This is a genomic window from Streptomyces sp. NPDC045701 (genome assembly GCF_056432045.1).
In genome coordinates, this window is sequence record NZ_JBWKJV010000192.1 from 1 (window position 1) to 1,708 (window position 1,708).

Annotated in this window: 1 protein-coding gene; it reads right to left on the bottom strand. The window is 58.8% G+C overall.

The annotated features are described in order from the left end of the window. Positions 1–490 precede the first annotated feature (490 nt). A partial coding sequence (locus AC07DW_RS34375; RefSeq protein WP_478861514.1) for an RHS repeat domain-containing protein occupies positions 491–1,708 on the bottom strand: 1,218 nt, incomplete at its 5' end.

Below are 1,708 nucleotides of genomic sequence, written 5' to 3' on the forward strand. Positions count from 1 at the left end.
CGTCACGCTCAGCCCCGGCCGGATCGGCGCCATCACCAAAGCCGCCCTCGTCCTCAACAACGCCTGGCGATGAATTTCGTCGAGAAAACCTCACTCTCTACGAAGCAGCCGCACCCTGACGAACCCCGCGCCACCCGGCGGAACAACCCCCCAGCGAGGCAAAGAAGCCCTCAAACCACCCCGCCCAGCACTCCACCTCACGCAACTTCTCACGACCCGGAGCAACACCGGCCCTACCAGACGGAATAACCCCACCTGTAGTACCGGCGGCTGTGACCGGCGAACTCAACAGCCGCCCACCGCAAAACGCCCGGCTGGGAAAGCCCAGCCGGGCGCCTAGCCTAGCTAAGCTAAGCTACTGAATTTAAGGCTTTATTCTTTGTTGTGATAACTTTGCGGATTCCGGCCCGCTGCAGGTCGGAGGGCCGGTAGATCCTATGTGGGACCCGTGCGCGACTCACCTGCACCCCAGCGCGCTGGCTGCCCTCGTTCATTTGAACCAAGCGCGCACGGACTCAAAGAGACTTGACTCGGTCAGCGAGGCCCCATGAGTAACCGCCCCATCCATCTTCATTCGACAAGTGTGGCACATCTGGCGCAAGTGTTCCGCGTATAGCCGAGAAAGGTGCTGGCTATGTTCTAGCAGCTTCCGGTCGGCAATTTTGATTCGTTCGAGCTGGCTCTTGCTTTTCGCGGACGCCTCCTTCAATGACTGCACTTCGCCTCTTGCCGCAGTGAGTTTATCGCGAAGGCTTGAGATTTTTCCCTGCAGGCGATTTACCTCGCCAGCGTCCATCCTCTCGATCTGAGCCAGAAGTCCCTTACGCTCAGCATCCCAACTTTGTTCTGCGCGAATTATAGAGTTGCTGAGGTTGAAGTTCTCTTGCTCGAGATTCCGGACCCTGCCTGTAAGCTTTTCGGCCTCCGTCACGCGTCGGTCCAACTTGATCCTGTACGAACTAATCTCGCCCAAAGCCTGGTGAATCTCGGCCGTAAGCTGGGTTATCTTTTCTTCATGCTGAATGTTAAGAGATTCCTGCATTCTTGACGCACCGGCAGCATAACGCGCTTTTCCCCAAGCCCTCACCAAGCCCACCCCGCCCAGCGCGACACCCAGGACACCCAACGCAATTCCGCTGGCCAGCAAACCATCCCGGATCGCCGGGTCTTGGCCGAGAAATCCAGTGGCATCATGCGCCAAAGCTAGAGCGTCCAGCACGGCGCCGACGCTATCCAAAGCGAAGCTGATAAGGGTGACTGTTAGGCTGGAAGTCGCAGCCAGAGCGGTACCACCCGTGAATGCCGTAATAGCAATACCCGCAACTAGGAGGAGGCCAGCAATAACATATGCTGACCAGTCGGGAATGGCCGTACTTCCTGATGGGTCGGTCCTCGATACCGGGTTGGTATCGAAGGCCTGATAACGGTTGTGGAGGGGTTCGGCGTCGCGGGTGATAAAGCGTTTCTGGGTGGGGTCGTAGAGACGACTTTTAAGGTACTGGGTGTCAGCAGCGAAGTCAGTATGTTCACCGGCGTATGTGAAAGGGTTCCTTCCCCCGGGTGCCGTGCCGGTGGTGGGTTGGAGGGGTTGTGTGGTGTGGGTGGTGTGCTGTCCGTAGTCGGTGTAGTGCCAGGCGGCGTTGATGTGGCCGCCGTCGCCGGTGAGGGTGGTGGTGTTGCCGTGGCGGTCGTGGTGGAGGTAGCCGCC